This is a genomic window from Microcoleus sp. D3_18_C2, from assembly GCF_036702395.1.
GTDB lineage: Bacteria > Cyanobacteriota > Cyanobacteriia > Cyanobacteriales > Microcoleaceae > Microcoleus.
Genome location: NZ_JAUBTG010000078.1, coordinates 1 through 21261, shown reverse-complemented (window position 1 = coordinate 21261; position 21261 = coordinate 1). Strand labels below are relative to the sequence as shown.

Sequence of the window (21261 nt, the reverse complement as noted above, 5' to 3'; positions counted from 1 at the left end):
ACAAAAGATCGAGCTCCCAGATCAGTCTGTGCAGTCAATCTCAAATCTCAAATCTCAAATCTAAAATCGACTTGACCCCGCCGAGCACCGGATACAGTGCCACGTCAACTCATGAGGGTCGATCCCACAATTTTAGACAAAAGATCGAGCTCCCAGATCAGTCTGTGCAGTCAATCTCAAATCTCAAATCTCAAATCTAAAATCGACTTGACCGTAGAGGTCGTAGACATCTGCACCAGTAATTTTCACAGATACGATCGATCCCAGTCGCGCTTCTCCTGTCACATAGACGAGTCCATCTACTTCTGGGGAAAACCGAGCGGATCTACCAATCAACTCACCTGTCTCTGGTTGTTCTTGTTCTATCAGGACATCAACTACCTGACCGACAGACTCTTGATTCTTCTTCAATGATATAGGTTGTTGTGCCGCCATTACCAAATTGCGCCGCATTTCCATTATTTCTGCAGGTATTTGCTGGGGCAAGCTGAAGGCTGGGGTTCCTTCTTCTGGCGAAAATACAAAAACTCCTACGTGATCGAATTCGTGGCGCTTGACAAATTCCAGCAAGTGTGCTGCGTGTTCGTCGGTTTCGCCGGGGAAGCCGACAATAAAAGTTGTCCGCATCACGGCGCCGGGAAGTGCTGCTTTGAGCCGATCGACTATAGCATCATTGATCCCGGCTTGAAAAGGCCGATTCATCGCCTGCAGAATTTCCGGGTGCGAGTGTTGCAGGGGTAAATCCAAATACGGCAAAACGTTGGGCGTTTCGCGGATTGCTGCTACAACTTGCGGAGTCAAACCTGTAGGATAGGCGTAGTGCATCCGAATCCAAGGTACATCTACTTCACCCAAAGCGCGCAGTAGTTCGGCGAGTTTCGGTTCGCCATAAATATCTTTGCCGTAGTTGGTGGTAATTTGAGAAATTAAGATAATTTCTTTTACCCCTTCGGAGGCTAATTGCTTAGCTTCCGCGACGATAGACTCGATCGTCCGCGATCTTTGATTTCCGCGCAAGTGCGGGATAATGCAAAATGCACAGCGGTAGTCGCAGCCTTCTGCTATACGCAGATAAGCCACACCTTCCGATGTCGTGCGGTAGCGGGGAGTAGTTTCGTCAGCGATGTAAGTAGGTTCACTAGAGACGAGGGAAACTCGATCGCCCTTTTCCACCTGCTGCATAACATTGACGATTTTATGATAGTCGCCAGTGCCGACAATTGCGACTGCTTCCGGCAATTCGTCCAGCAATTCCTGCTGAAAGTGCTGTGCCATGCAGCCGGTGATCACTACTTTTTTATTAGCTTCTGCCAATTCTACCAAGGTGCGGACCGACTCTTCTCGCGCAGCTTGGATAAAACTACAAGTATTGACTACAACATAATCGGCTAATTCTTCATTAGAATCCACTTGATAGCCCGCTTGAGCCAGCAAGCCAATCATGTGTTCGGTATCGATGCGATTTTTTTCGCAGCCGAGGTGAGTAAATGCGATCGTTGGCTTCGTTGCCATGCAGTAATAGTTAGTGTTGCGCTATTTTTAAGAACGTTTTATGATATCACACAATTTAAAAAATTGCAATGTTTATGTGGAAGCTCTGGACTGTTGTGGTGTCCGCAGTTGTTGTGTGATATTTGTGCGATCGTGGGCGAGATGAGAATTTTTAGGCTTTGTGCGATCGTACTTTCCCGCTTTTTCGCTGCCAGATTTTGACCCAATTGTCAGGTTTTGGTGTCGTCGGAAGGCTTCGACAATCTTACGCCCTTTGCATAATTTCGACTTGCTAGTTCGGCAAGCCAGCAAGAAAAATCTTCTCTGCTGTTAAGCTCAATTCTGGAAAAGCCAGCGACTCAACAGTCTCGCTTCCCCTAAACTGTTTTACCTGATACTCCCCATCTACTAGCTGGTAAATCGAGAGAGTGGGTTGTTTGGGATTGCCGATAAACTTGCGACCGCCTAAACCAAGATAGTCTACAATCCAGTATTCGGGAATGCCCATTTCTTCATAGTCGGAAGCTTTGAAAAAATAATCATCCCGCCAGTTCGTACTGACCACCTCTACAGCTAGTCGCACCGAAGACCCCATCGTGATGACTGATTCTTTTTTCCAGCGCGGTTCGTTTGCAAGTGCGGTTCGGTCTAGGACAATTACATCTGGCTGGTAGCCAGATTCGTTACGCGCAAGCTTGAGCAAGCAATCACCAGGGATAGAGTAAGGCAATTGCAGTCGCCTGATTTCAAAATTGATTTCACCGGAAATGAAACCTGTAACGTCGGAATGGTCGCCAGTTCCTAAAGGCATTTCAACAATTACTCCATTGTGTAGTTCGTACTTGTGGACAGAGTTCTCTGGATACCAAGCAACGAACTCATCAAACGTGATTGTTTTGGATATGGTTTGGATCATGTTGTGTTTTCCTCTGTCTGGTGATTAGTATGCGGAAAGCTCAAATATTACACAAGGATTAGAGGCAACGTTGCCTCTAATCCTTGACAAATTAAACTGTAGTTGATATAATTGGGATCGCCCGTCCTGACAAAACAGCACTTGGTACAAAACGCCGATTTGTCACAAAATTGGTGTCCTTTTGTACCCATTTGATATCCTTTTGATACCCGATCGCCCCCCACTCCTTCTAGCTCGGCTCGGTTAAGGGCAGACCGCCTCGAAAAATCAACTCGGCAGTCAACCTCAACTCTGGGAAAGCCAGCGATTCAACTCGGTCATCTCCCCGAAACTGGCTGATTTGATACTCGCCGTCAACCAACTGGCAAACCGAGAGCGTGGGTTGCTTGGGAGTGCCGATGAACTTGCGGCCGCCCAAACCAAGGTAGTCCACAATCCAGTATTCGGGGATGCCCATTTCTTCGTAGTCAGCGAATTTGAGATGGTAATCGTCCCGCCAGTTGGTACTGACGACCTCTACAGCCAGTCGCACCGAAGACCCCATCGTGATGATGGATTCCGTATCCCAGCGCGGTTCTCTCTGGCGCAGAGCTGCTTCGTCTAGGACAACTGCGTCTGGCAGGTAGCCCGCCTCGTTGCGGACGGGTTTGAGCAGGCAGTCGCCGGGGATGGAATAAGGTAAGGAGCGGCGGTCAATTTCGACTGATAGTTTTGAACGGATGAAACCTGTAACGCGGGAATGACGGCCGGTTCCTAAAGGCATTTCAACAATTACTCCATTGTGTAGTTCGTACTTATGGACAGAGTTCTCTGGATACCAAGCAACGAACTCATCAAACGTGATTGTTTTCGATATGGTTTGGATCATGTTGTGGTTTCCTCTGTCTGGTGATTAGTATGCGGAAAGCTAAAAGATGGCACAAGTCTTTTCGGTAAAATACTGAAAATTCTTGACATAGGAAGTGAAGTTTGCTATAAGATTGTGTCCACAATGTCAAAATACCGATCGCGCCTATCGACTGAATCTAAAACTATCCACAGAAGTTCTTGATACGATCATTATTTCACAAATTTTGTGATGTTTTAGCTACTCCGATCGCAAACTCAGCCTGAGTCATCTCTGCAAGGCATTTTGCAACATACTTTCAAAAAAAGTATCCAGAGAAGTTCCTGATGCTTTCGTCATTGCAGAAAGCACACTTTTCTGAGCAAAAGAACAGTACAGCCCCGCTTCCAAAAACCAAGGTTGTCCCTGCGGATCGATGCGAAAATCAAATAGACTATAATCGCGACAACCCAAAGCGATGTGGCATTTTCTGGCCATATCCCAAACTCTCTCGGTTGCCGGATCGCTGATGTCCACTATCCACGATTTGGTACTATCCTTAGCGACACAGCTCAAGTTGCCATCGTCATTTTGTTTGAGCTTATCAGCATAACTCCGAATCGGTTTGGTATCAGCATCTAGAGCATACTCTTCCAGCGGTAAACAGACTAATTCGCCTGCTTTGATGATAATTCCACAGCGAACTTCTCTACCCAATTCAATGAATTTTTCTACTAGCACTTCCTCGGAATGAGTCAATGCTGTCTCCAAAGCCGCATCATAGTCAGCAGCATTTTTAACTAAGGCAACTCCCAGAGAATTATCCGCATTCAGCGGCTTGAGCACCACCGGAAAGTCAATAGAAGGTCGATCGCCCGCGCGGACAACTTCTCCCAACGGTACACTTACCCCAGCGGCTGCTACTACTGCCTTAGTCTTGGCTTTGTCAGCAGTCAGCGCCATCAACTCTGCCGGATTACCCACATAAGGAATATGCAGCAGATCGAACAAGCTGCGGTATTGAGTCATGCCGGGGATGCAAAACATCTGCGGTACCATTACGTCAATCTTTAGCTGTGTCAGCACCTCTACAGCGCCCGCTAGAGACATGGGATTAGCGGCTGCGATCGCACCTTGATCGAGAGATGTAGGAAAACGCCATTGGCGATCGGGAGAAATATAGGCTATATGAAATTCATAGAGTGCTGAATTAGCCGTATTTTTTAGACAATCTTCTGCATAAAGCCGCGATAAATTACAGAAAAAATCGCTAACTGCCGATCCGACTAAATGCAAAACCCGTACTACTGACATCCTCAATCTCCCCCTATTTCCACAAGTTTGCCAATATTAAAATCAATCCGAATCCACTCTTTCGGCTTCTGTAAATTTCCCCATAACAACAAGGGAATTTGCCAATGATGCACCATCAAAAACGGCAGCGGATCGTCCCACTCGAAGATAGCATCTTTGCCTTGGGCGATAATTTGTAACCGCTCAGAAACGAGCTTCGGCGATCGCAAATGAGTCACCAATCGCCAAATTTCATGGTAAATCCAGTAAGTCGGGCGACTAGATGCCAAAGGCTGCACAGTCTGCGGTAAAGGGTCGGGTTCCAAATAAGCTTTTGCCACATCGGGATGGTTGTAAAACATCGTGATGGCTGAATGGGTGCGGGGGTTGCATTCGATCGCGTAAATCTCTCCATCATCCGCCGCCTGAATGAAATCAAAGGAAACTTGTCCTGTCAGATTGAGACTCTTGGCAAATTGACGAATCCAATTTTCGATATCCGGGCGATCGACATTCTGGTAATTCACCTGAAAAGCCGACGATTCACAGCAACAGTGCAACTGAAGATGACCATCACGAATTGTACTATGAGTGCAGAATTCTTGCCCCGGAATATACTCTTGCATAATCCAAGGTTTACTCTCGGAAATTGGTAATGAGTTGACAAAGGTGGCAGTTTCTGCTGGGGTTTCGCAGGGTAATTTAGTTAAGTTTAACCTGCGAACAGAATCGTAGGGAATACTTTTGATTATATATGGACGCTGTGCATCACTAAAATCAAAATCGATTACTTGCTGCGGATTAGTAATGCGATAAGACTTCGGAACTCGCAGCCCCAATGCTTCCGCTGCTTTTGCAAAATCATATTTATCATCCAATCGTTGCAGAGTTTCGACATCGACGTGCATTACCGTACAGTGCCCAGAAAGTACCCTTTTGACTTCGGCATCGTAGTAACTGGCGACTGGACTACAAACGGGAACGTAAACATTAACTTTCTCTTGTTGGACAATTTTTAAGAGTGCTTGGGGGTATTCATCTGTCTGGGGGTTTGGTACTGTGTAAAAGCGATCGACTGCCCAAGAGTAACGATGACCCGTCAGCCAGTATTTCTCGGTTTCTACCAAAATTACCCGATGACCGGCCTGATGGAACGATCGGGCTAGCTGCAATGCTTTGGTCATCTTGCCGCCACTGATTAAAATCGTTTGGGGAGTGGCTGTAGTCGATCGAGACTGAAACGGTTTGATGATGATGGATCTCAGTAGGGCGATCGCAGTTAAAGCAATATTCAGGGGCATTACTAATAGCAGCAAAATTAATGTGGCTATGGTTTTGAATGCAGTCTGGAAGCGCCTATTCCCAGTGTTTGTTTCCTGTTCAGATGGCATCGCTGCCACAGAAACTGTTTCGAGCATAATTTTCTAGTAAGTAAACACTCTAATTAAAGGTAATATCAAATCTGTTAGCATCAGAAATATTCACATCTCTCCGATCTTCATCTGCGTTAATCCGCGTTAATAAATTGTCATCTGCGGTTCATAAATTATCTTTTTTAAACCGCAGATGAGGGAAGATAAACACAGATTAACGCAGATGAATTAGATCGAATCCGGTTGCACTGATCTGATCCGGCTAAATCCGCATTAGGACTTTGACCGATCCCGCCTGATTAAGGGGATCTCCGGGGCAAGAGAACACGCTCTAAACGCGCCGAATTAAGGTCAATCCATCTCTCAGCGGCACTAACACTTGCTCTACGCGCGGATCGTCAACTAGAGCCTGGTTGAATTTGGCGATCGCAACTCCGTTATCAGTAGCAGTACCCGACAAATATGGCTGTCCCTGCATCAGAGTATTGTCTGCACATATCAAGCCATTGGGAGCCAACAGCCCGGTAGTTAGGAGTAAATCGAGATAGTCTATGTATCCAGCTTTATCAGCATCGATAAATACCAAATCGAACACTTCTCCATTAGCAGCCAATTGTTTCATGGTTTCTAGAGCCGGTGCCACCTTGACTGAGATTTTGTGGCCGGCAGTAGATTCGTGAAAACACTTCTGGGCAAATTCAGCGACGTAAGCATCTACTTCGCAGGCTACCACCACTCCATCCACTGGCAGGGCTTCGGCCATCGCTAGTGCTGAGTACCCGGTAAACATCCCGATTTCCAGTACGCGCTGTGCTTTGGTGAGATGGACGAGAAATTTCAGCATTTGGCCTTCCACATGGCCCGATAGCATTTCCTGTTCCAACTGCCGCACTGTCTCGCCGTCAGAGAATCGCTTACTCCAATCTTCTGATTGGGTGCGCTTCACTAACGTGGCTAAGGCGGGAGATTCCGGCGTGGTACAAAGGTTCAGGTACGGATCGAGACCATTTGCTAGTTCGTAGGCTTGTTGTAATTGGGCCTTGAAAGCTCGATCGAGATTATCGATTTTTTCTACTTGCGAGGCGAGACTTTCGAGTAAGGAGGCTAAAATCCCGACTGGGGTAACGGGTCTCATCTTTATACCCCGGCTGTGGAACGAGTTGCAACTTTCTGCAATACCACATACATATCCTCGCCATCGCCATGACGCGGGTAGCCCTGACAGATTTCTCGATGCACCGCTAGGGCTTCATCCAACTCAGTTCGAGTTAAATCGTTCATGAAAAAGCAGTCACCAATGGGGCATGGAGCTGCTGCACGCTGAAGGCCGTCGCGGGTACGACTGATCGATGTTGTGGCTTTCCAGAGCAGTTCTGATGTGAGATAAGGGCTGTCTATTGCTAGTCCGAGGCGGCTCATTAATCTTAAGATGCGATCGCGATCGGCGATCGAAATGTAGCCCCGCAGTTGGGCAATGGTGGCCGAAAAAGCCATATCGATGGCGACACTATGGCCGTGGAACATCGGAATTTCCGGTGTTAGTTCCAGCGTCGGACTCCAAGTGTGACCATAAGCTATCACTCGATCCAAATCTAGCTCGTGGAGGTTTGGTACTTCTAAGGCCAGCATTGACTGAATCGCGTTGTAGGTTAAGCGATGGGCCACTTCCCGCAGTTCAGATGTGCCGTCTAAATAACCAAAATGGCTGTGCAGCAATGCTTCGCCGTAGTTTTCTAACAACTCGAAGATTTCTTTGTTGCCTACTACGGCGATCTTAATTAACTCTGCCATGCCGTTTCGTATTTGGTCGATCGGCAGAGTTTTCAGAAAGGAGAAATCTAAGATTACTTTCTGCGAAGCGTGGTAAGCGCCGAGGCGGTTTTTCAGCTTACCGTGGTTCACAGCTACTTTGATTGCCACACTGGCATCAATCAGCCCAATTAAAGTTGTCGGTACGCGAATGTAGTTAGTCCGACGGCGATAGGATGAGCAGGCAAAACCAGCTACGTCTGTCGTCAATCCACCACCGACTACCAAAACAGGCTCCTTCCGCACGAGTCCGAAATCAACGAAGGCATCTATGATGCTTTCAAAAGTTTTTAAGGTCTTATCAGGTTCCTTGATATTAACTGGAAAGACTGTTAAATCTATCTCGTGATGCTTGAAATAATCCTGCATCTGTCCACCATAAAGACCATAGACTGTTTCATCTACAACCATTAAACAGCGACCGAATTGGCGGTAACTATCCGCAATCTCAGGATTCTCCAGCTTGAAAGCACCATCTACGTAGAGCAAGCTGAAATCTATTTTTTCGTACCCCTCAATTTGAAAAGCTCGATCGGTAGATGTAAACGTAGCTTGAATGTCACCCATAAGATTTTTGCACTTTCATGTTGATCAGTAACTGTAAGTATCTGGGCGAGCTTCAAAAGTATCAATCCTTTTGCTGGCAAACTTCCTAGACATTAACTTGACAATTTGTCATTTAATATGAACTTAACAATCTACCTAAAAATTTACTTTCAGAGTTGTTTGTTAAGACTAGGTTAAATACTGCTTATCGAGTATTTATACTTAAAGCATTTTGAGGATTGATTTGAGACCGCCTCAATGCTTACACAAAATTCAACATAACGAATTTCTCATCTTTATGCAACCAGATTCAGTAAAATTTGATATATTTTTTTTTTATATCATATTATCCAGAGACAAATCGCGAAAACCGGAAATTACAGCAGCCTCATCTATTGAAACGACTCGTTGCGATCGATCGTTGAAATCACTTTATCTTTTTTGAGCGGGTTCGCTGCGTATTTCCAGTTGATTAGACCTCTTGCAAAAGTCCTTTTCATAAATTTATTGGACGGGCGGGACGCCCATCCCACAAGAAAAAATAACTTTTGTGGGATGGGCCCCAGATCGCGTCCTAGTTATTTTTGCAAGAGGTCCATTATCAACCAAATTAAATATCCAATCAGCCGATTAATGCCTAGTTAATAAAGGGAATAATAAACCTGGATTTTAGATTACGAAATTTCCTGGGAACATATAGCAATCCTCGCATCATTTGTAAAAATATGTAGGGGTAGTGCTAAGAGTGCCTACCCCAGCCTGCATCGGGGCAACCACGGGGGGTTTGCCCCTACAAGAATTACACGAATCATTTAGGATTGCTATAAATCAAGCCCGATCGCCCGACAGCACTTTAACAGTAGCAGACGCAGGTAATGGAGCGTCAATCGATTTTAGATTTTAGATTTTAGATTTTAGATTTTAGATTTTAGATTTTAGATTTTAGATTTTAGATTTTAGATTTTAGATTTTAGATTTTAGAATTGAAGCATTGGCCCCACGGATAAATTTCGGGGGCAAGTTTCATCGGATACAGGTTTTTTATTTCTGGACGGATGAATGACGTGGCGGGTATCCTCGATGCTTTCGGTTAGAGTTTTTTCAGTAATTGTGAATTACACAAACTAGAGTTGCTGTCAACTATCTTTATATTGAGTTAAGGAATTAATTGTTTAAAAAGTGATAGAGTAATTTTATTCCTTGCAATTGCGTCGGCTGCGCCCGATCGTAAGTGTAAATAACTATCAAATATGGCTAATCTGTCATGCCCGTGCAATTTTCTAGAGGCTTTTGTAAAATCAAGTTTTTCAAGGCATTAGCACTTGGTTTTTCAATTGCAGCTATTTGCCCCGCACTCCTATCAGCTCTAAGTCTTGGCGAGTCGATGGTTGCTACCGACTCAGGGGTGCAAGCGCCAATTTTGCATGATCATTTACCGTCTCAATTCAAACTAGATCAAGAAACAGCAGACGATCGCGATCGGCTTCGTGATTTATACTCGGGTTCAGAATTAGATAAAGACACTACAGAGCAAGAAAATAGCATCCCGGAGTTCGATCAATTGACCCAAAGTGAGGCCCCAGAAACTCTCCCTCCATTGCCGAACCGAGGAGAAAACAGACACGAATTTCCGATTCCCAACCCGCGACGGCCAAATCCGGCTCCTCTCCCATAACCCGCGCCGCCAGCGCCCTTGCTTTCAGCCGAACAGCTTTTGCCGCCTGCTGTTCCCCCACCGACACAGCCTGCATAATTGCTAAGATTGCGGGTACGATAAAAGTCGATCGATTTGAAGTAGTTGGCAGTTGACTTACCGCGAGCCGATCGTGCAAAATCCGAGAAGAGAAATCGCGATCGGTATCGGTACCAGCAGGCGAGAAAGCGATACATCTTTGCTGGGAAAGGATTTTCCGTTGTCGCCGGAAGCAGATAATCGGGGCAGAAATCGGGTTGCGGTGCTGAGGCTGTTTCAGGATTTTACTAGGTACTAGCTCAGAGGGGAGAGAGAGATGTCTTGGCGGCGCGATCGCACTTTTGTCAGGGAGTGGCAGCATTTGGCGCTACGGTGAGCAGCCGCAGCCCTGACAGTCAATTTTTGATCTAGCCGGGTCAATTGGAGTACCTGCGGTTGTTGGCTCCTGAGAGCCTGCTGCGGGTGCGATCGGATCTGGAATTGGCTGGGGCCAAGCTTTTGTCGATCGAACCATTCGGTATAGGGGACTCAGACACATTGCGGGGCTACCGTCAATCGATTTTAGATTTTAGATTTTAGATTTTAGATTTTAGAGGCGACCCCACGGATAAATGCTCTTTCTTGAGGATTTTCGATTTTCGATTTTCGATTGATTCCACGGAATAAATCACGTGGCGGGTACCACCTTTGAAATTCCTGGTCAGGAGGCTTTGCTGACCGATAGCGGGATTTGTGATTCAGCCGAGTTGCGGTATCCGATGCAAGCGCACCCGCGACAAACAGGGAGTTTTGCAGGTGACGGCGTTTGTGGATTTTGGCAATGTTTGGAATCCCAGGGAAAGCGCGGTTTTGGAAGCTAATACTTTACTGTCAGCGGGATTGCGGTTGCGGTAACTGTACGGCGAAAGGTGGAATGCTCGCGGAGGCTGGGGAATTCCTTTGATTGATATTAAGTCGAGCAACAGGAGTTTACAAGAGCGTGGGCTGTATTTTTCTGTATAATTCAAACCTTTTTAGGAAAGCAGTCGTTTTGCCCTTGGCGGAACTGAGCAATTCCGCTATATAGTAATAAGTATCATTTGGCACTCCTCTGTAGCTGCCAAGAGTGCATTTTACTGATAATCTTTAAATTAAACTATGTCTAAGGTGCGGTTGCTGCTTTTAAGTTCTTTTGCTTCCGGTTTTGGGCTTTGCTCAATCATTTTGGCGATCTTTACGATGACTTCCCGGCTGTCGTTTACGTCTTTTTTTACATTTGTTTTAACTTTGGTGTTTTTTGGAATTAATCTGCTTTTTGCTTTGCATTATTATACAGCGCTTACTAAGCAATTAAGTGTTAAAAATAAAAGGAAAGCGAGAATTTAGCGGTTGTGAAGCAGAAGCGGAAAAAGGCATGGAGAGTTATTTATGGAATTTGAATGGAATCCAGAGAAAGCGACACTAAATGTTGAGAAGCATGGTGTTTCCTTTCAAGAAGCCACAACCATATTTAATTAATGACCACGAATTTCTTGATGCTACCCGCCACGTGATTTATCCGTGGAATCAATCCCAAATCGAAAATCGAAAATCCTCAAGCCCCCCGCATTTATCCGTGGGGTCGCCTCTAAAATCTAAAATCTAAAATCTAAAATCGATTGACCCGCTATCTGTAACTTTTCCCGATCCTCAGCATTCCATCGGAGAAAGCCGGTACGTTATTATTGGTATATCCAGGTATGGACAACTTTTAATTGTTGCACACACCGATCGAGGAGAAACAGTAAGAATCATCAGTGCCAGAAAAGCTACCCGCCAGGAGCAGAGGTTTTATGAAGAAGGATATTGAGAACGAAATGGAAGACGAATTACTTGCTGAGTATGACTTTGCTCAGATGAAAGGAGGTGTTAAAGGCAAGTATGTTGAGCAATATCGTGCAGGGACAAACTTGGTGCTTTTAGACCCCGATATTGCCCAAGCTTTTCCTAATGATGCAGCAGTGAATGACGCATTGAGGATGTTAATCAAAATTGCACAGCGCCAGCAGTCAAATACTGCGGTGCAGCGGAGCCACGAAGGATCTCAACTTTGAGAACGCGATGTCAGGAGATTGTGCGATCGCCCATATTATTTATTTGCCCAAAAAGCGATCGCCTCTTGATTAAAACAACTATCTAGCTGTCAGCCATAATTATTTAAGGTCTAATTATTTAGGAGGTGCGATCGTGGTTATAACTCAAACCAACCCGCCAAATCTTCCCGATGCGACAAAGACTCGCTTTACTCCAGATGAATACCGGGCGATCGAGGAAACAGCCGAAGAACGTCACGAATATTGTAACGGAGAGATTATCGCTATGCCAGGAGGTTCAGAAGTCCACAGCCGTATTACCGTAGACATTACGACTTTTCTTAACGTGGCTGTGCGAGACACAAATTTTCAGATCTATAACGGCGATCTACGAATTTGGATTCCTAGCTTCCATCATGGAACTTATCCCGATGTTATGGTCATCAATGGCGAACCAGAATTCAATGGCGATCGCACGGATGAAATTCTCAATCCTTTACTGATTGTGGAGGTTCTTTCCCCCTCTACTGAAGGCTACGATAGAGGTGAAAAGTTCAGAAAATATCGCTCTCTTGCTAGTTTTTGTGAATATTTGCTGGTTAGTCAAGCTGAACCCTATATTGAGCAATATTATAATGGCGATCGCCCAAGTAGCGATCGCTGGCAATGGCAAGTTTGCGATCGGCTCGATCGGGCGATCGTCCTGCACAGTTTAAATATAGAACTTCCGATGTCTGAAGTCTACCGCCGCATTAATTTTTAAGGGCGATGTTTTAGAGTTTGAAAAGGATTCTATTTAACTAGAAATATAAGTTTAGGAAAAAGCTATGGCTACTCTAATTCAAAACCAAAGGTCAAACCTCACTGAAAACCAAGTTGAAACACCAGCAGATAAAAAAATCTGGACTGATGCGGAATTCATGGCACTCAACCGAGATGGACACCGCTATGAAATTGTGAATGGAGAACTAATTGACATGGGGAATTCGGGTGCAAAACACGGTTATATTTGCAGTATCTTGATGATTTTGCTCGGTGGGTATGTCCACATTCAAAAGCTAGGCGCGATGTTCGACTCCAGCACTGCTTTTAAGATGAAATCAGGAAACAAGCGATCGCCCGATGTTTCCTTCATGGCAAAAGAACGCCTGCAAGGGCTAGATGAGCTCCCCGATGGCTTCCTAGAAGGTGCGCCGGATCTGGCCGTAGAAATCCTTTCTCCTAGCAATACAGTGGCAGAAATTCACGACAAACTCGTAGAATATTTCGAGAATGGGGCGCGTTTAGTCTGGGTGATTCATCCTCAAGAACAGTATGTGTTAGTTTATCGATCGTCCCAAGAACCCGATCGCCTGCTTAAGTCCGTTAACTCCCTCGATGGGGAAGAAATCGTCCCCGGTTTTACTCTCCCGATTGCCGAGTTATTTCAGAAACTGGCTTTTTAAGCAAATATGATATAAGCTAGTTATAAAAACTTATAGGAATCTTGTATGCTGGAGTCATTTCAGATACACAACTTTAGACTATTTAAACACCTTGAAGTTAAAAATCTGGGTCGTGTCAACCTGATTGTTGGCAAGAATAATTCAGGAAAGAGTACATTTCTTGAAGCAGTAGAACTATATGCCAGCAACGCTTCTGCTACCGTCATGCTTGAACTTGTAGAGTCTAGGCAAGAGACTTGGTTTAGCGAAGCTCAGCCACATTCCCAAAATTTTATCAGTAATCCTGTGCGGCATCTATTCTTTGGGCATAAATTGCCCAGCATAGGAGGAGATGGGATTTCTCTTGGAGAAGTTTCTTCAAACATAAAACTCCGGATCGGCGCTGGCGCATACCAGAATAAAAATGATGACGAAGGCACAATCAGGAAAATTCGCATCTCTGATGTGGAGTTTGACGAAGATATATCTAATGTTGAAGTTTTTCTCGTAGCAGAAGAAGGCGAAAGAACTAGAAGAATTTTCAGATTAGATAGAAATATCAGAGACATTCGACGTAGCTCTAGAATTTTTTATGAAAGGCAGGAATCAGAGTTAAAATACACGTGGCAGATTGTTTATACAGCAAATATGCCTAATCGAAAATTAGCTGCTCTTTGGGATTTAACGAGCTTGACAGATTTAGAGTCGGAGGTTATTTCTGCGCTTCGTTTAATTGACGAGCGAGTTACTGGAGTCGCTTTTGTAGAGGACTTTAGTATAGGTACTGCAAGTGACAACCGTGTTCCTTTAGTAAAAATTAAAGGCATAGACGAACCATTACCTCTCAAGAGCATGGGAGATGGTATGACTCGTTTGTTTCATATAATTGTTGCACTTGTGAATGCTCGAAATGGACTTCTATTAATTGATGAATTTGAAAATGGATTGCACTGGAGCGTGCAACCGAAAGTTTGGGATATTGTTTTTCAGATATCGGAGAGACTTAATGTTCAAATTTTTGCAACAACTCACAGCCGCGATTGTATCAAGGGTTTCTACCAAGCCTGGAATAACTATCCTACCCTGGGTGCTTTCTTCAGATTGGATGCCAAAAATGAATCGATAAAAGCAACAGAATATACATCTGAGACCCTGAGTGATTCTATTGACATGGATGTTGAAGTACGATGAGTAATACAAGCGAGGTGTCTGAGAAGGATAGTGTTTGCAAGCAAGATACAGATAGAGTTTTACTTGTTGAAGGAGATAATGATTGCCATGTGGTGATGGCTTTATGCAAAGCTCATAATGTTCCTAAGACTTTCGGCATCTATCAATGCGGTTCAGATATCGGGGTTTTGAAGCGACTAAATGCGCTGATTATACGTCCTAATCCTCCTCAAGTAATAGGAGTTATGCTTGATGCTGACAAGCCTTCTCTTGAAGGCAGATGGCAAAGTATAAAAGGCAAGTTACAACATTACAACTATACGTTACCGAACAAACCTGATGCTGATGGAACGGTAGTCGAGCCTTCTTCAGATGAACCTAAACTGGGGTTTTGGCTGATGCCTAATAATCAAGATTCTGGTATGTTAGAAGACTTTTGTGCTGAACTTGCAGAACCAGCATCTTTGACATTTGCACGAGAATGTGTTGAACAGGCACAGGATAGTAAAGTAACAACATTCAAAGACGTGCATCGTAGTAAAGCAGTGATTCATACATATCTTGCTTGGCATGATGAACCTGGTTATCCTTTGGGAAAGGCAATTACAAGTCAAGCTTTGCGTCCTCACACAGATGTCGCTGTAAAATTCAGTAATTGGTTAATACGTTTATTTGTGGAAGGAGCGCTCGCGTAATTCCCGCGCTCGTCCTCAGAGAGCGATCGCAAAGTATAATAGAGTTAATTTATCTCAAAATTCCACGGAATAAGCTAGTAATATAAAAATAACTTCTAGGAGGCTATAAAAATGACAAGCATACCTAACGAACAAACATCTATCATCCGTACAGAAAGAGGACTAGCGATCGCAGGTACCCGCATCACCATCTACGACATCATGGACTATGTGACGGCTCAATATCCGCCTAAGTTTATCAGGGGATTGTTTGAGCTTACAGAGGAACAAATTAACGTGGCTTTAACTTATATTGAAGATAGGCTGTAAATATCCTCTAGCTTTTAAGGGACAAATGAAAGTTACAAAACAATTATTACTAACAAGTTTGGGGTTTGTTACTTTGAGTTGGGGAGCAGTAACCCAAATTCAGGGGATACCGAGAGCGATCGCTCAAACACAAGTTCCCATGAGGTTACAACACGCGGAAGGAACTTATACCCTTACGGTGTCAGAAACCAATACCACAAAATCTGCTTATGGGGGTCAATTGCGCCTCTATGACGTGCATATTGCGAAGATGTTTGAGGTGACATATTCGGACTGTCAGGAGATACCCAACGCTGGCGGTAGAACTTGGTACTACCGCGCCGGAAATGGTAAAATTGATATGGGGCAATTCAGAATAAACTGTCAGTTGGCTAGCGATATTGCTAATACTTATGGTTTAGGGAAACCAGAGCGTACTGCGATCGAATATTCTCAGGGGGAGGCTGGGCGGCCCATATCGAGGACTCGTTCTATTCCAATTTTAGATATTACTGGTAATAAAATTCAGCGGTGGACTAATTTTGTGCAAGGGTTTCGCCCTCAGTCTGCTAATTCTGAAAGTGGTAATTCGCGATCGAGTATTTCTTTTCCAGTTCGTGAAATTGTATCGCAGATTCAAGGTAAGACGAGAGTACCAATTTTTCTCCCCAGTCAGCTTCCATTCTCAGAAAAAATTTACTTAAAAAACCGAGTAGAAACAAATGGCTATAGTGTTGAAATGGGCCACATACCTAATTGCAGCAGTACGCCTTGCTATATCGGGAGTATCTCAGCAGAAAGAGGTGGAGAACCAGCCCAACCGCCCCCTAGAGGATTCAGGAGTGAATTCAAAACCATTCAATTAGCCGGCAGAACACAAGGAGTTTTTTCTAATGGCTGCGGTGCTTACTGCACGGCCTTAGTGGAGTGGCAGTATCAAGGCGTTTTGTATCGAGTAACGATGAAGAATGGGCGAGAGGAAACGCTAGTTCAAATAGCTAATTCTGCTATTGAAGCTGGGCCTCGTTAGTTAAATGTGCAGATAATAGTGCGTCATGGCAAGTCCTCTTATCCAATTGGAGATTTATTTTGCCTGACGCAGCGTAAAACTGCTATCTAGATAGAAAGCATATCAATTCTAAACTTTTAAGCCGGAAATTTCGCCTGCAAAACATTCTTTTTAATTTGTTCCTCTAATTCATTGACCACCCACATTACACTATGTTCGGGCTCGCTCAAAATAGATTTTTTAATGTCATGTAAAGAGTTGACTAAATCTTCACGCAAACGAGGCTTGTCTTCTTTAACTCCTTGCGTATAATCCCAATAATCCCAAGCGATTAAACCTATGGCAAGGGTAGGCTCAATCATACTGCCTAGTTTCGCAGAAACAGCAGCTACAGCTTTACTACCTACTTTAGCAGCAATTATACCAGTAAGTTGAGCAGTTCCAGCAGCACCTACAAATCTTACTAAAGATACTTGATCTCCTCGTTCATTTTCTAGCCTAAAATTTATAGCTTCTAAATATTTAGCCCAGTCGGATTGGGGAATGTTATACTTTTTCGGCACACCGTCAAATTCCTTAGATACTTGTTCAATATAAAAATTAGCCGTATCGATTACTATGGTATGAAATTTAATCTCTGCTGAATTTGCTTGCAATACTCTCCTATAAAATTCTCTTTGAATATTGTCATTTATGCTTTTGGCAATCTTTTCATTAACTCTACTCAGATCAAACCCATTCATAACATTCTCGCCTATATATTGAAAAAGAACACCAAATTCTTGCTGTTTCTGATTAAAATAATTAAAATACCAATTTAAAAAATCCGTATCAATTCGATTTATTAAATCAGCCTCCCACCGATTCAATTCATTGTTAGCATATTGTTTAGCACTTTGATTGGCACTGTTCAAAGCTTTTTTGAAAGCTTCTTCTCTTCCACCAAAGGCCACTAGAGATTGAGTAACTTCTAGGGAGGGATGAGAGGTTAATTCTGCCGCTAAAGCCTGACTCATAACTAATCGTCCCAGTAACGGGATAAATACAATTAGAATTATAATCGACCAAATAATGATACTAACTATCTTATAAACTTTTACAATCCGCGATTTTTGAGTAGGTTCTTCAGTAAGCTGAGATTCACCAGATTCTTTAGCCTTCAACTCAATGGCCACTAATTCTTGAGCGCCCAAGACATCAGTTAATTTTTGGTCTAGCTTTTTGGCAATCAACTGACGACCATAAGGTATTCCATTTGAATGACAAACAAGGTTATTCTTTTCGTCTAAAAACACCTGTCCTAAAATTTGCCCTTCGGCATGCTCTTGGCGAATAATTGCTCCTTTTTTTAAATTAGGAGTTCCTGGACGATCGCTCTGGAAATAACTTATAGCTTCCTCAAAGGTTATCTCCTCTAAAACTTCAGATGTCCCCAGAATGCGTGGCAAACATTTATTAAATTCGCCAACTATCCGCTGCACATCCCCAGAAGTGAGTTTCTGCTCTCCTTGAGAGGCGTCTTTGGCAAACCAGTTAAACGGTGTCATATTTCCTCCAGAGCATTTGATAACTTATAAACTTCTACTATATTCCTTATATCTCTCCTGATCATAATTTAATATGAAAATGTATTTTTGGCTATTCATAAAAGTGTTATTTGGTGTACAGTTACCTTTTTTTAAAAAATTTATTAAGAAGAAAAAGTGTTATTTAGTTTTCCAGGTGTTATAAAGTGTGATATAGTGTGATGGTCAAAACTCAACCCCCTTTTAGGTATGGACATCCAAGAGGTTTTACAATGGACTGACGAGCAAGTATTTGTGAAGACGGGAAAACATATTGATTCATTACAAAGCTCTATCTTAAAAGAAGTTTGGGAGGGGGAGAAATATCATAAGATAGCTAAAAAGTGCAATCGTAGTGAAGATCATATTAAACAAGTTTCTAGGAAATTATGGAAGATGCTTTCTGACATATTGGGAGACGATATTAAACAATCTAATGTTCGCTCTATTTTAGAAAGCAAAGCAGTATCTAGTATTTACAATTTTGGTAACTCTTCACAGATTGTTAATAGTAAAATTAATAGAACTCATATCAATATCTGTGGAGAAAAAAGGCAAGATGCAGAAGAGGCCAAGCAGCGATCGCCCTTTCCCCCTGAATCTCCCCAAAATCAAGCCCGATCGCCCATAATCGATTTAACCGACGCACCCGAACTCCCTTACTTTTACGATCGCACCTCAGAACTCTCCACCCTCAAACAATGGATTTTGCAAGCCCACACCCGCTTGATTACCGTCTACGGCTTAAGCGGAATTGGCAAAAGCGCGATCGCCCTCAAACTCATCGAACAAATTCAAACCGAATTTGATTATATTATTTGGTTAAGCCTCACCAACACTCCCGCACTTTCCACCCTCCAAACCGAACTCAAGCAATTTTTTGGGCGATCGCAACAACTCCCATTACCCACAATCATCGATTATTTCCGATCTTCTCGCTGTCTAGTAATTCTTGATGACGTACAGAATATTTTTAGTAGCAGTCAATTAGCAGGTCAATATTTAGCAGGCTATGAAGACTATGGCAAATTTTTCAAACAAATTGCCACATCCTCTCATCAGAGTTGTTTAATCCTCCTCAGTTGGGAAAAACCCAAAGAAATCGCGAATTTAGAAGCCGAAAACCTCTCCACGCGAAGCTTACACCTCAAAGGGTTAGGACAACAAGCCGCAGAAATTTTCCAACAAAAAGGATTAGTCGATGAGGAAAAATGGTCAGACTTGATCGCCCTTTATCAAGGTCATCCTTCCTGGTTAAATATCATTGCTGCAACTATTTTGGAGTTGTTTGATGGTAGCGTTTCCCTGTTTTTATCCGAGGTAAATGATTTATTTGTAGGTGACTTAGAACCCATCTTAGACTCTCACCTAGAGCGTTTATCAGGCTCAGAAAAAAAGGCATTATACTGGTTAGCAACTCAAAATGAAACTGTAGATATTTCCCGAAAAGCTACTGATAGTGAATTATCCCAACCAGAATTTTGGCAAGCTATACAATCTTTAGCGCGACGTGGCTTAGTGGAAAAAGTGTTAGTAGGAGGGCGATCGCTCTTTTTCCTCAATCCCGTATTCAAAGCATACATTCAGTGCAGGTGAAATATTATATAATCTATGAGAGATTACATTTCTTACATTTAACGAATAGAAAGCAAATCTTATGAAAACATTTACCGCTATAATCGAAAAAGATTCTGAGACCAAGCTTTACGTTGGTTATATTCCTGGATTTCCTGGGGCGCATTCCCAGGGAGAAACCTTGGATGAGTTACACGAGAATCTGCGTGAGGTAATTGAGATGCTCCTAGAAGATGATACTCTCGTCATTCAGACTGAGTTTATAGGTACACAACAGATTGTGATCCGATAAACATGAGCAATATCCCAGTTCTGAAACCACAGGAAATAGTCCGCATACTAGAGAACCTTGACTTTGTAGAGGTGCGTCAAAAAGGCTCACATAAGCAGTTCCGTCACCAAGATGGGCGAGGAACTACTGTTCCTTTTCATAAAGGGCGTGATATATCACCTCGATTGCTTCAGCGGATTGCAATTGATATTGGCTTGACAGTTGAGGAAATGTTGGAGTCCCGGTGAGTTTACGTGAACTACGTGACTACTTTTTGCCCCAATTGCTGCTGCAAAACTACCGAAATCCGGGAACCGAAACTGCTGGGAAACAAACTCCGGCCCAGGCAAAATGTGAGGGGAAAGCAGGATTTTTTTAATCGCTCTTCTCAACTTCTACAACGATCGCATAAAAGCATTCACCGCATCATATTGGTCTGCCATACGCGAATAGAACTCGATCAATCGCAAATCCAAATCCGCCAAAAGTTCGCTCTTACTCACCAACTCATATCCCGTTGGACGCAAGCAATAAACCGAAATTACCCCATCCTCCCAAAACCAAACCTCCTGCACACCCACCCGACGATAGATTTCCAGCGTATCAATTCCACCACTCGTCACTGTCACCTCGATCGCCAAATCTGGAACTGACTTGCGCGTACCCAAACAGTAAGACTCATCTGGTTCCTTCCGTGCGCCCAATTCCTTCATCCCGATGGTTGTACTGCCGCGCCCGTAGAAACGAATATTTCTCATCCGCATATAAATTTCTAAAAGCTGGCCTAAAGTGTTTTTAGGTTCTTCGTGGGCCTCAGATAAAGGAGCCATAATTTCTAAACACCCATCCAAATAAGTTAAACGCGCCCCAGTGTCCGCCAAATCAGCATCCAATTTTTCCAGAGTCTCCCATGTCACGTTTGACAGGAAAGCCGCACCTTTACCCAATCCTGCTTTAGAAATTGCGACAACCATCTGACTTACCTTTCACAATCATTTTTCCATAATATACGACTTCAAAAATTTGGAGTCTATCGCCATACTAAATCCGGCTGTAATATTCTATTCTTTAGTCTCGCGTTGCGCGGACTTCGTTTGTGTAGTAGCGGTTTCAACCGCCGAGTCTGATTGTTCCAAAAAATATTTTTTCCCAAACAAAAAGCGCCCCTATTTCTAGGAGCGCTTTTTGTAATCTCAGACTAAAACTTAGCCATTGATAGAAGGAGCAACCAAAGCTACAGGAGTGACTTCACTAGCAGCCAAGTCG

At 43.5% G+C, this 21261-nt stretch carries 24 protein-coding genes; 13 read left to right on the top strand and 11 right to left on the bottom strand.

All coding sequences use genetic code 11. From position 1 onward, the window contains the following. Window positions 1-183: 183 nt before the first annotated feature. The 9 genes from rimO to QUA88_RS27045 form a co-directional block, all read right to left on the bottom strand. Window positions 184-1512: a 30S ribosomal protein S12 methylthiotransferase RimO gene (gene rimO, locus QUA88_RS27085; RefSeq protein WP_333052712.1), complete on the bottom strand. Its 1329-nt coding sequence runs from the start codon at window positions 1510-1512 to the stop codon at window positions 184-186. 271 nt (window positions 1513-1783) lie between these two features. After that, a complete protein-coding gene (locus QUA88_RS27080) occupies window positions 1784-2407 on the bottom strand; it encodes a Uma2 family endonuclease (protein WP_333052711.1) in 624 nt (207 codons plus the stop codon). Window positions 2408-2636: 229 nt separating this feature from the next. Continuing rightward, the gene (locus tag QUA88_RS27075; RefSeq protein WP_333052709.1) at window positions 2637-3275 is read right to left on the bottom strand and encodes a Uma2 family endonuclease; all 639 of its coding nucleotides are present in this window, start codon (window positions 3273-3275) and stop codon (window positions 2637-2639) included. A 246-nt stretch (window positions 3276-3521) separates the two neighbouring features. Further along, window positions 3522-4547, bottom strand: coding sequence for an ATP-binding protein (locus tag QUA88_RS27070; RefSeq protein ID WP_333052707.1), 1026 nt, complete (start codon window positions 4545-4547; stop codon window positions 3522-3524). A 2-nt stretch (window positions 4548-4549) separates the two neighbouring features. Beyond that, window positions 4550-5944: an ATP-grasp domain-containing protein gene (locus QUA88_RS27065; RefSeq protein WP_333052706.1), complete on the bottom strand. Its 1395-nt coding sequence runs from the start codon at window positions 5942-5944 to the stop codon at window positions 4550-4552. A 286-nt stretch (window positions 5945-6230) separates the two neighbouring features. Then, on the bottom strand, window positions 6231-7034 hold the full coding sequence (locus tag QUA88_RS27060) for a class I SAM-dependent methyltransferase (protein WP_333052705.1): 804 nt from the start codon (window positions 7032-7034) through the stop codon (window positions 6231-6233). 2 nt (window positions 7035-7036) lie between these two features. Next, window positions 7037-8275: a sedoheptulose 7-phosphate cyclase gene (locus QUA88_RS27055; RefSeq protein WP_333052703.1), complete on the bottom strand. Its 1239-nt coding sequence runs from the start codon at window positions 8273-8275 to the stop codon at window positions 7037-7039. 1502 nt (window positions 8276-9777) lie between these two features. Continuing rightward, entirely contained in the window at window positions 9778-10308 is a 531-nt protein-coding gene (locus QUA88_RS27050) for a hypothetical protein (RefSeq protein ID WP_333274836.1), read from the bottom strand. Window positions 10309-10314: 6 nt separating this feature from the next. Then, the gene (locus QUA88_RS27045) at window positions 10315-10461 is read right to left on the bottom strand and encodes a hypothetical protein (RefSeq protein ID WP_333274834.1); all 147 of its coding nucleotides are present in this window, start codon (window positions 10459-10461) and stop codon (window positions 10315-10317) included. A gap of 218 nt (window positions 10462-10679) precedes the next feature. Here QUA88_RS27045 and QUA88_RS27040 point away from each other — a divergent pair, with 218 nt between their 5' ends. The 9 genes from QUA88_RS27040 (at window position 10680) to QUA88_RS27000 (ending at window position 16605) form a co-directional block, all read left to right on the top strand. Then, a complete protein-coding gene (locus QUA88_RS27040; protein ID WP_333274831.1) occupies window positions 10680-10841 on the top strand; it encodes a hypothetical protein in 162 nt (53 codons plus the stop codon). 742 nt (window positions 10842-11583) lie between these two features. Then, window positions 11584-11775 carry a BrnT family toxin gene (locus tag QUA88_RS27035; RefSeq protein ID WP_333274841.1) on the top strand — a complete coding sequence of 64 codons (192 nt, stop codon included), beginning with the start codon at window positions 11584-11586 and terminating at the stop codon, window positions 11773-11775. Further along, window positions 11759-12019, top strand: a complete 261-nt coding sequence (locus tag QUA88_RS27030) for a hypothetical protein (protein ID WP_333157776.1) — start codon at window positions 11759-11761, stop codon at window positions 12017-12019. The genes QUA88_RS27035 and QUA88_RS27030 overlap by 17 nt, the downstream gene beginning before the upstream one ends. 133 nt (window positions 12020-12152) lie before the next feature. Next, window positions 12153-12761: a Uma2 family endonuclease gene (locus tag QUA88_RS27025; RefSeq protein WP_333274827.1), complete on the top strand. Its 609-nt coding sequence runs from the start codon at window positions 12153-12155 to the stop codon at window positions 12759-12761. A gap of 64 nt (window positions 12762-12825) precedes the next feature. Then, complete coding sequence (locus tag QUA88_RS27020; protein ID WP_333264380.1) at window positions 12826-13443, top strand: Uma2 family endonuclease; 618 nt, start codon at window positions 12826-12828, stop codon at window positions 13441-13443. A gap of 45 nt (window positions 13444-13488) precedes the next feature. Then, window positions 13489-14613, top strand: a complete 1125-nt coding sequence (locus QUA88_RS27015; RefSeq protein ID WP_333264377.1) for an AAA family ATPase — start codon at window positions 13489-13491, stop codon at window positions 14611-14613. Then, the gene (locus QUA88_RS27010; RefSeq protein WP_333264374.1) at window positions 14610-15287 is read left to right on the top strand and encodes a DUF3226 domain-containing protein; all 678 of its coding nucleotides are present in this window, start codon (window positions 14610-14612) and stop codon (window positions 15285-15287) included. The genes QUA88_RS27015 and QUA88_RS27010 overlap by 4 nt, the downstream gene beginning before the upstream one ends. 111 nt (window positions 15288-15398) lie before the next feature. After that, window positions 15399-15596: a DUF433 domain-containing protein gene (locus QUA88_RS27005; protein ID WP_333264370.1), complete on the top strand. Its 198-nt coding sequence runs from the start codon at window positions 15399-15401 to the stop codon at window positions 15594-15596. Between the two features lie 25 nt (window positions 15597-15621). Then, a complete protein-coding gene (locus QUA88_RS27000; protein WP_333264367.1) occupies window positions 15622-16605 on the top strand; it encodes a hypothetical protein in 984 nt (327 codons plus the stop codon). Between the two features lie 116 nt (window positions 16606-16721). On the opposite strand, the gene QUA88_RS26995 is transcribed toward QUA88_RS27000, so the two are convergent. Beyond that, window positions 16722-18131: a hypothetical protein gene (locus QUA88_RS26995; RefSeq protein ID WP_333274810.1), complete on the bottom strand. Its 1410-nt coding sequence runs from the start codon at window positions 18129-18131 to the stop codon at window positions 16722-16724. Window positions 18132-18359: 228 nt separating this feature from the next. Here QUA88_RS26995 and QUA88_RS26990 point away from each other — a divergent pair, with 228 nt between their 5' ends. The 4 genes from QUA88_RS26990 to QUA88_RS26975 all read left to right on the top strand — a co-directional run bounded on the left by QUA88_RS26990 (window position 18360) and on the right by QUA88_RS26975 (window position 20374). Then, window positions 18360-19745 carry an ATP-binding protein gene (locus QUA88_RS26990; RefSeq protein ID WP_333274807.1) on the top strand — a complete coding sequence of 462 codons (1386 nt, stop codon included), beginning with the start codon at window positions 18360-18362 and terminating at the stop codon, window positions 19743-19745. Window positions 19746-19806: 61 nt separating this feature from the next. Next, window positions 19807-20016, top strand: a complete 210-nt coding sequence (locus QUA88_RS26985; RefSeq protein WP_333058537.1) for a type II toxin-antitoxin system HicB family antitoxin — start codon at window positions 19807-19809, stop codon at window positions 20014-20016. Window positions 20017-20018: 2 nt separating this feature from the next. Then, window positions 20019-20243, top strand: coding sequence for a type II toxin-antitoxin system HicA family toxin (locus tag QUA88_RS26980; protein ID WP_333058538.1), 225 nt, complete (start codon window positions 20019-20021; stop codon window positions 20241-20243). Then, complete coding sequence (locus tag QUA88_RS26975) at window positions 20240-20374, top strand: hypothetical protein (RefSeq protein ID WP_333274804.1); 135 nt, start codon at window positions 20240-20242, stop codon at window positions 20372-20374. The genes QUA88_RS26980 and QUA88_RS26975 overlap by 4 nt, the downstream gene beginning before the upstream one ends. A gap of 16 nt (window positions 20375-20390) precedes the next feature. On the opposite strand, the gene QUA88_RS26970 is transcribed toward QUA88_RS26975, so the two are convergent. After that, the gene (locus QUA88_RS26970; protein WP_333274801.1) at window positions 20391-20969 is read right to left on the bottom strand and encodes a Uma2 family endonuclease; all 579 of its coding nucleotides are present in this window, start codon (window positions 20967-20969) and stop codon (window positions 20391-20393) included. Between the last annotated feature and the right edge of the window lie 292 nt (window positions 20970-21261).

Coding starts and splice junctions, on each gene's coding strand:
- QUA88_RS27055 (WP_333052703.1), bottom strand. CDS start 8,275: ATGGGTGACATTCAAGCTACGTTTACATCTACCGATCGAGCTTTTCAA.
- QUA88_RS27030 (WP_333157776.1), top strand. CDS start 11,759: ATGAAGAAGGATATTGAGAACGAAATGGAAGACGAATTACTTGCTGAG.
- QUA88_RS27020 (WP_333264380.1), top strand. CDS start 12,826: ATGGCTACTCTAATTCAAAACCAAAGGTCAAACCTCACTGAAAACCAA.
- QUA88_RS27075 (WP_333052709.1), bottom strand. CDS start 3,275: ATGATCCAAACCATATCGAAAACAATCACGTTTGATGAGTTCGTTGCT.
- QUA88_RS26980 (WP_333058538.1), top strand. CDS start 20,019: ATGAGCAATATCCCAGTTCTGAAACCACAGGAAATAGTCCGCATACTA.
- QUA88_RS27045 (WP_333274834.1), bottom strand. CDS start 10,461: ATGGTTCGATCGACAAAAGCTTGGCCCCAGCCAATTCCAGATCCGATC.
- QUA88_RS26995 (WP_333274810.1), bottom strand. CDS start 18,131: ATGACACCGTTTAACTGGTTTGCCAAAGACGCCTCTCAAGGAGAGCAG.
- rimO (WP_333052712.1), bottom strand. CDS start 1,512: ATGGCAACGAAGCCAACGATCGCATTTACTCACCTCGGCTGCGAAAAA.
- QUA88_RS26970 (WP_333274801.1), bottom strand. CDS start 20,969: ATGGTTGTCGCAATTTCTAAAGCAGGATTGGGTAAAGGTGCGGCTTTC.
- QUA88_RS27000 (WP_333264367.1), top strand. CDS start 15,622: ATGAAAGTTACAAAACAATTATTACTAACAAGTTTGGGGTTTGTTACT.
- QUA88_RS27050 (WP_333274836.1), bottom strand. CDS start 10,308: ATGCTGCCACTCCCTGACAAAAGTGCGATCGCGCCGCCAAGACATCTC.
- QUA88_RS27070 (WP_333052707.1), bottom strand. CDS start 4,547: ATGTCAGTAGTACGGGTTTTGCATTTAGTCGGATCGGCAGTTAGCGAT.
- QUA88_RS27015 (WP_333264377.1), top strand. CDS start 13,489: ATGCTGGAGTCATTTCAGATACACAACTTTAGACTATTTAAACACCTT.
- QUA88_RS27010 (WP_333264374.1), top strand. CDS start 14,610: ATGAGTAATACAAGCGAGGTGTCTGAGAAGGATAGTGTTTGCAAGCAA.
- QUA88_RS27065 (WP_333052706.1), bottom strand. CDS start 5,944: ATGCTCGAAACAGTTTCTGTGGCAGCGATGCCATCTGAACAGGAAACA.
- QUA88_RS27060 (WP_333052705.1), bottom strand. CDS start 7,034: ATGAGACCCGTTACCCCAGTCGGGATTTTAGCCTCCTTACTCGAAAGT.
- QUA88_RS27005 (WP_333264370.1), top strand. CDS start 15,399: ATGACAAGCATACCTAACGAACAAACATCTATCATCCGTACAGAAAGA.
- QUA88_RS26990 (WP_333274807.1), top strand. CDS start 18,360: ATGGACATCCAAGAGGTTTTACAATGGACTGACGAGCAAGTATTTGTG.
- QUA88_RS26985 (WP_333058537.1), top strand. CDS start 19,807: ATGAAAACATTTACCGCTATAATCGAAAAAGATTCTGAGACCAAGCTT.
- QUA88_RS27080 (WP_333052711.1), bottom strand. CDS start 2,407: ATGATCCAAACCATATCCAAAACAATCACGTTTGATGAGTTCGTTGCT.